Genomic DNA, 6,599 nt, shown 5'->3' with positions numbered 1-6,599 from the left:
TTATTCAGCCGCTTAAGCTTACTGCTTTACAAAATGAATGGCCCCTTGAATACTAAGATTAGCGTTTCGATTTATCAGCGTCAGAGGGTAATTCAAACTCAAGGAACATAAATTAGTATTACTTCGAGGTGTTTCTCTTCTTACGCTGTTAGCCTAGAAAAACACATGGGTTACTAGAAGAGAAAAGGACGGATATGACACTTCCTATTTTTCACTCAAACAACGTTCCACATTCTCAGTCGGATTATTTATCTGAGCTCTGGAGGAAGATTGAAAAAAATGAACGGCGTAATCAAAAGGCCGAGCTCAAGGTCAATCAGCTTTTTTCTGAATACAAAGATAAACTGACTCCCTATGATAAAAAGCTCGACCATCTTCACTGTGCCTGGGTTAAGCACTTGATGTCATTTTTGACCTCAAAAAAACTCAAAACCAATATCCGCAATCGCTTGATGCAAGCGATTGAACAGGAGTTAATTGAATTGCTTGATCGCCCTTTTATCAATGATAGAGACAAAGTCGAGGCGTTATGCGAAGAGTATGAAACCTATCATAATAAAGTATTTCAGAAAGAGAAACAGCAAGCGCTCAATGCAGCTTGTCGAGAATTTGAAAACGGCATGAAGGAGATGTTCGGCGCTGATATTGATTTACCCCACAAAAAAATCCGTGAAATTCTGGCTTCTGGTGATCCATTCGCCATTGAAGCTTTTATCAGTACCTTATGGGCCTCTTTTGTTAAACATAATAACGACTCGTTTTCACCACGGGCCCAAAATGAGGACGATTGGGACGATTTTGAATTCGATTATTTTGAGAGTGAAGACGACGACGCGCTTAACATCAAAGAAATGTTCCGAGGTACTCAACTCAACAAAATGTACAAACGCATTGCGAGTGTTATCCATCCAGATAAAGAGTCTGACCCGTTAAAGAAAGAAGAGAAACATCGTTTAATGCAGAAACTGGCGGTGGCCAAACGAGAGAATGATGTGATGACCTTAGTCCGAATGCTGACAGAATATGTCCCCGATTCTGAGCACCTTCTTGATGAAACAACTTTAGTGAGAATGGAGCATTTGCTCGAAATGAAGCTCCTGGATTTAAATCGGGCCCACCGTGACATCTTTAGCCAACAAGGAGTTAAGTCTCAAGTCTGGAGACAATTCTCAGCACCAAGCAAGAAGAAGACGCAAGCCAAAATGGAAAAGTATCTTGAAATGATTGATGATTCGATAGTCTCGCTTGAAAAAAGAATAAGAAAAGTTAACAGTATCAATCAATTAAAAAAATATTTAGGATCTCTTACCTTCTATTGATTCTGTGTCTAGAAAAGAGGCTTAATCATGGTGGTTTAAGAGGTTCGAAATACCGCTTGCTCACCCTTCGACTGGCTTCGCCAGCTACGGGATTGCGACGAGCGGTGCCATTAAAGTTTGAGCAGGTATATGTTCGCGTTCCCCGTTAATTTTTGAATGCGCCTTATTATTTAAGCCTTAATACACGCTGATTACGCACTCAATTTAAAATCGTGAAAAACAGCTAGGAAGCTTCAATTAAAGAGAAAGAATAAATTCATGAGTCGAAACCTTAAGCACTATCAAGCCCTTGATGAGATCGTGACGAATGCGCTTCTCGCACTGTATTTAACCATGAGTCAACAAGGTGGATATTGGACAACGAAAAGAAGAAATGAACTGTTGGTAAAATTCATCAAACCAAAAGTAAAACGGCCTCAGTTCTCGACATGTAAAAATGAACTCAAAACCATGATCAGTATTGGCCGAAGTGTAACAGGCAACCTCGAAAAAAAAATGTGGGAGGTAAATCAACTGAATCTCGGGTATCAAGCCAAGTTCTCACAGGCTGATGAACTCTATATCATGTTAACGGAATTATTTGAGCAGCATCAGTTTCCAACTATGTTGGAAGACCCCACAAAAGAAATGGAACGAGATACTCTTTACATGAAAGAAAAAAGCATAGAGCAAGGGTTTGATGAAGACAATAACCAGATAAAACCCCTGGCTATGACGGTGAAAACCCATCGGTTGGAAGCGTTAATTGAAGCGCTAAAAGCCAAAGGCTTTTATCGCGTTGAAGTTGACTCTGAAGAGAAAGATGAAGTCATTCACCTTTTATTGCACCGAGAGTGATAACGATTATACGATTGAATAGTGCCTTTCTATTTCTCGGTTTTACCTTGGGTAGACAATGTCCGACTAAATACCCATCTTCAACCTTGACTGAAAGCTTTCCCATATGACAACGCACCCAAAGCCAGTCTGACCAAATAGGTCATAAAGAGAGAGCTTTTCAATACGCAACTCTGGCTTACGCATGAACCTTTTAAAATTGGCATTAGCTAGGCTAGGTTTGCGCATAGGGTCCAATTCTCTTCTTCATTTTTCCACCTAAATCCGGATTTAGGTCTAGTATAATATACTGCGATACTCACCTTGTGACACGGAGCCTTCCATCCTAGTGGTAGGTGAAAATTTCACCCAAACCTTACGGACGCCAGTTTTCAATGCAGAGACACAATAAGAGTTTAGGACTATTCATACTTTTCTTTATGCAGACACATGCAATAATCAACATGCTATGACGAGGTTGATGGTTATATGAGATGTTCCGAAATACCCCCTTTGATCTACATGGTTACTGAAACTCAACTTGAGAGTGCTCTATCCTCTATAGCCATCAATAACTTGCATATTTACTGTGCGTTTACTCATGAAAGTTTGAACACTAAATTAATCAAAGATATTCAGTACAGCCACTTTAAATCCATAAGCTTTAGCGACGCTCGAACTATTTACCCTAAAAAAGCATCATTCTCGGATGAAGATAGGCAATAACTCATTGATATTTAGAAAAATATGCCTAAGAGGGAATATTCACAACGCTATTTTTGGAGAAAACGTGTTTCGACAATTTTTGTGTATCTTATTGATTTGTAATATTATCTCAATTTAAATGTAAATGGACTCAACATGACCGAAATGATAAAAACTTTACTTAATATCCGCTCGCTTCGTGCGTTCTCTCGTGAATTAACACTTGAGGAACTTGAAGAAGCACTGAATAAGTTAACGACCGTCTTTCTTGAACGCCAAGAGAGCGAAGAAGTAGAGCGCGAAGCTCGTGCTGAACAAGAATCCAAAGTCGCTGAAATCGCAAAGCAAATCAAGGTCGATGGTGTTAATATTGAAGCTCTTATAGAAGCTCTAGCAGGTCAATCAAAGAATAAAATAAAAGGTAAACGTAAGCCTCGCCTTGCTAAATATAGTTACACAGACGGGAACGGCATAGAAAAAACCTGGACCGGTCAAGGTCGCACCCCTTCCATAATTCAAGAACAGCTTGATGCTGGAAAATCAATTGAGGATTTCTTGATCGCGAAATAGTCGCTTCTTTCAAAACCCTCACTACACCCCCCTCAATTAAGAGGCCCAGAATTCATATAGAAACTAACAGAGCCCTTGTTTAGGTTAGTTTCTATAGGGCAGTCAGCTCGCTTTAAATATCTCTCCCATTGGCCAATCTTAAAATGAATGCGTGAACAGAAATCAACCTAGAGGCGTTAATTACGTCACTGGCCTCATCAGTACCGAAACACGAGAAAACACTTATGACTATTGCAGAACAATTGCGCCAACAAGGCGAGCAACGTGGCCGCCAAGAAGGACGTCAAGAAGGTCGCCAAAAAGCCCTCAAGGAGATGGCGCACAAGATGATGCTTAATGGTCTAGATCAGGAAGCCATTATGGATGTCACAGGATTGAATAAAGACGAACTAGCACAACTTTCTCATTAGCCGAGCAAGTAAATGGCCATCAATAAAGGACGGCGCGTGGGGAGATAAATAGTTAAATCAATAAAAAATAAGGATAAGAAAAAAAAACGGCGCGGCACTTTCTTTTGTCATACGACAGGTCCCTTCTTCGATTAAACGCGGAGTCATGTGGAACCCTTTCATCACCTTCCCACTTAACGTCCACCTTCATCCGGATGGTATGACGTTGTACGAAACTTTTAGACTTTTCCTACCCATCGGCCTTATTGTTATCATATTCAGGTACTAATTGAGTGAGGGGAATTATCGCCTCACCCAACTTTCATTGTGACAACGTCATAAAAAAGACCGAAAGACTAAGGTTATTACCTTCCTTGAAGCCCTTATATAACGTTCTGGTCAAAGTTTTATAAAATATTCAACGTTTTACTGCCCACTTTTAAATCGACTCTCTTTATACCCAAACGATAAAGGTAAGAGAGTACGTCATTTTTAGAAACATTGTATTGACTACGATTTAGAAGTAATAAATATTCTTCTAACAAGTATGGAAAGTCGCTTAATCAACGCCCATGAGTAATGTCAATCTGAGTGATATGTCGGCCAAGCACGGCATTATTGTGAATCGTCCTATATTTATCGTTGGTTCAGCCAATCAAGTCCCGCTTTAGACGTAAGAAACTACTCTGCTATCAATTCATTAGGAGCGACATCTTATCGCTATTAGAAAAACCAAAGCATCAAGGTTTGAACTAGCAACCTAGTGAATACGCTTTCATTATGTAATGATTTTACTTACAAAGTCATACTGTAAGAGACAAAAGATTCCGGAATAATACGTCAAATGGTCTGGGCTAAAACTTATATGGCGGTTCGTATCATTGGTGTTGAGTTTGGCTACACCAATTACGCAAACTACAAAAATAGTGCAGAATAGCTTTCGATAACATTAGCTGCAATATTCCAGAGTTTTGTCTATTTTAGCACTGCGATTGGCCATCTTCGATAACATCAAGATTTGGCCTGTACCAAAGCAAAAGGGTAACCAGCACTCTTTCTTTTGCGCTTACCGAACTCGTTGTCCAAATTTGAACTCGATGTGAGAGCCAGAGCGAATAATGAGAAAGCACTCGTCAATGGAGTGAACGTCACTGTTGAGTGCAAAGGCGGTAAGAGAAGAGCCACCATTTTAGTTGATAAGTGACATACAACATGTAACTGGCTTAGAACACGTTAAAGCTCTCTTTCATTACACTAGTAAGCACTCTAGCAGGGATTTTGTTTTGGTTCTTGTAACGGGACTGTTGCAAAAATACTGTACGGACCCTTTTTTTTAATCATCGTGGGCAACGCTTGGAACTCATATTTCTGTCATGGGTGCAGACAAAATAGGAAACAAGAACTTCCATCCTCATTGTTTGAGAAAGCATACTCTACTGTGACTATATACCTTAATGAAAAACGATTGGCGAGTTCTAGCATGCGCCAGATAAAGAGATCTATAAGATAGTTGAAGAGCCTATGTTAAATGACAGGAACAAAAGCGGCATTACCATTTTGATAACTCAAGATTAGCTTATCAAGATCCTTACATTGGCCAGTTACTTTTAATGAAATACCTACCCAAGGTAAATAAGCATGAATAAAATTAGCTTTTTAAAAATAAACAATACCATTATCGATGACATTATTGCTCTCTCAGTGGAAGAGTCTCAAAAACAACTCATTGCTAACAACGCAGAGTGGCTTGCAGAAGCCAGTTTTAACGACGATAGTATCAACTATGGTATTTACTTAAACGATAAACCTGCGGGCCTGATCTCTCTGATTGACCCTAGAATACTGGACACACACGATGAACACTTTCAAAAGGAGCATTTATATGTATGGCGCGTCATGATTGACCATCGTTTCCAAGGAAAGGGATTGGGGAGTCAAGCGATTAACTTCAGTAAGAAATACGCTTCCATTATCGGTTTAAAAGGCGTCTCCCTGACCACGATGGATAAAGAAAAAGGCAATGCGCTCTCTATTTATCAAAAACTTGGTTTTATACCAACGGGCAGAAGACTTGATGATGAAATTGAATTAATTTTTGGCTTAAAGGAATGAGTGAATAAACAAGTCAGATGGTGTGTCTGGGACGGCTATTTGGCCGCCTCATTTTATACTTAAACTGTAAATGTATTGAAGAGTTCATTCAAAAACGCTGATCCCTCGTGCACTCTCACCTCTGCCCGGTCACGGCTTAACCAAAAATCAAATTGACTCTTGTTCAATATCCGTAACCTTTAAAGACCTTGAATCGCTTCGATGAGCTTTTTGATTAGAGCATGGTCTGACTCTATCGCATTGTCATGGTGTAATTACTCTTAATTTTTTTGCTCATATTTTCAGCTATCATGCGCTAATCTAGAAAACGTTAAAGTTCCAGCTCAGTGCTCTAAAGATCGTAAAGCCTCACCTAGCAGGTCTTCTGGCGAAAGGTTAGAATGGGTGTTCATTATACTTTCGATTCTCCTTGTAGGAAAATAATTACAAGTCTTCCCTCTACCATCAAAGTCCTCTTGTCTTCTGCCGTATGCAATGTACACATTAATGAGAGTACACTCCCTCTCTCTCACTGAGCAGGTAATTTTCCTGAGTTTTTTTTGAAGACCTTCAAACATTCTATCGAGGCTTTGGTCACTATTTGCCTTAGTAAAGTGGCCATAGACTTCAGAGATAGTGCTATTTATTGATAGCTCAAACCTATGTACTTCTTGTTTCATTTGAAATAACTCAAGTATTATTGGGATTT

5 protein-coding genes and 2 pseudogenes are annotated in these 6,599 nt (G+C 39.5%); 5 read left to right on the top strand and 2 right to left on the bottom strand.

Annotated features, from left to right (window positions below; translation table 11 throughout):
• Positions 1-194: 194 nt before the first annotated feature.
• The 5 genes and pseudogenes from AB4513_RS17450 to AB4513_RS17430 all read left to right on the top strand — a co-directional run bounded on the left by AB4513_RS17450 (position 195) and on the right by AB4513_RS17430 (position 5,911).
• The gene (locus tag AB4513_RS17450; protein WP_102258346.1) at positions 195-1,319 is read left to right on the top strand and encodes a hypothetical protein; all 1,125 of its coding nucleotides are present in this window, start codon (positions 195-197) and stop codon (positions 1,317-1,319) included.
• Between the two features lie 258 nt (positions 1,320-1,577).
• Complete coding sequence (locus AB4513_RS17445) at positions 1,578-2,156, top strand: DUF2913 family protein (RefSeq protein ID WP_017101494.1); 579 nt, start codon at positions 1,578-1,580, stop codon at positions 2,154-2,156.
• Between the two features lie 840 nt (positions 2,157-2,996).
• Positions 2,997-3,410, top strand: coding sequence for an H-NS family nucleoid-associated regulatory protein (locus AB4513_RS17440; RefSeq protein WP_069592252.1), 414 nt, complete (start codon positions 2,997-2,999; stop codon positions 3,408-3,410).
• Positions 3,411-3,574: 164 nt separating this feature from the next.
• A pseudogene (locus AB4513_RS17435) lies at positions 3,575-3,820 on the top strand (ISNCY family transposase); the annotation flags it as partial.
• Positions 3,821-5,437: 1,617 nt separating this feature from the next.
• Positions 5,438-5,911, top strand: coding sequence for a GNAT family N-acetyltransferase (locus AB4513_RS17430; RefSeq protein WP_016800590.1), 474 nt, complete (start codon positions 5,438-5,440; stop codon positions 5,909-5,911).
• Between the two features lie 59 nt (positions 5,912-5,970).
• On the opposite strand, the pseudogene AB4513_RS17425 reads toward AB4513_RS17430, so the two are convergent.
• Both AB4513_RS17425 and AB4513_RS17420 read right to left on the bottom strand, forming a co-directional pair.
• Positions 5,971-6,156, bottom strand: a pseudogene (locus tag AB4513_RS17425) (IS6 family transposase); the annotation flags it as partial.
• Positions 6,157-6,234: 78 nt separating this feature from the next.
• Positions 6,235-6,597: a hypothetical protein gene (locus AB4513_RS17420; RefSeq protein ID WP_240800352.1), complete on the bottom strand. Its 363-nt coding sequence runs from the start codon at positions 6,595-6,597 to the stop codon at positions 6,235-6,237.
• Positions 6,598-6,599: the final 2 nt, after the last annotated feature.

The organism is Vibrio sp. 10N.222.54.E6, assembly GCF_041473955.1.
Classification (GTDB): Bacteria; Pseudomonadota; Gammaproteobacteria; order Enterobacterales; family Vibrionaceae; genus Vibrio; species Vibrio tasmaniensis_A.
The sequence above is the reverse complement of the archived record's forward strand: the minus strand, read 5'-3'. Positions and strand labels throughout refer to the sequence as shown.

Bases quoted from the DNA above. Each gene is read 5' to 3' on its own strand.
- AB4513_RS17440 (WP_069592252.1), top strand. From the start codon at position 2,997: ATGACCGAAATGATAAAAACTTTACTTAATATCCGCTCGCTTCGTGCG.
- AB4513_RS17445 (WP_017101494.1), top strand. From the start codon at position 1,578: ATGAGTCGAAACCTTAAGCACTATCAAGCCCTTGATGAGATCGTGACG.
- AB4513_RS17450 (WP_102258346.1), top strand. From the start codon at position 195: ATGACACTTCCTATTTTTCACTCAAACAACGTTCCACATTCTCAGTCG.
- AB4513_RS17430 (WP_016800590.1), top strand. From the start codon at position 5,438: ATGAATAAAATTAGCTTTTTAAAAATAAACAATACCATTATCGATGAC.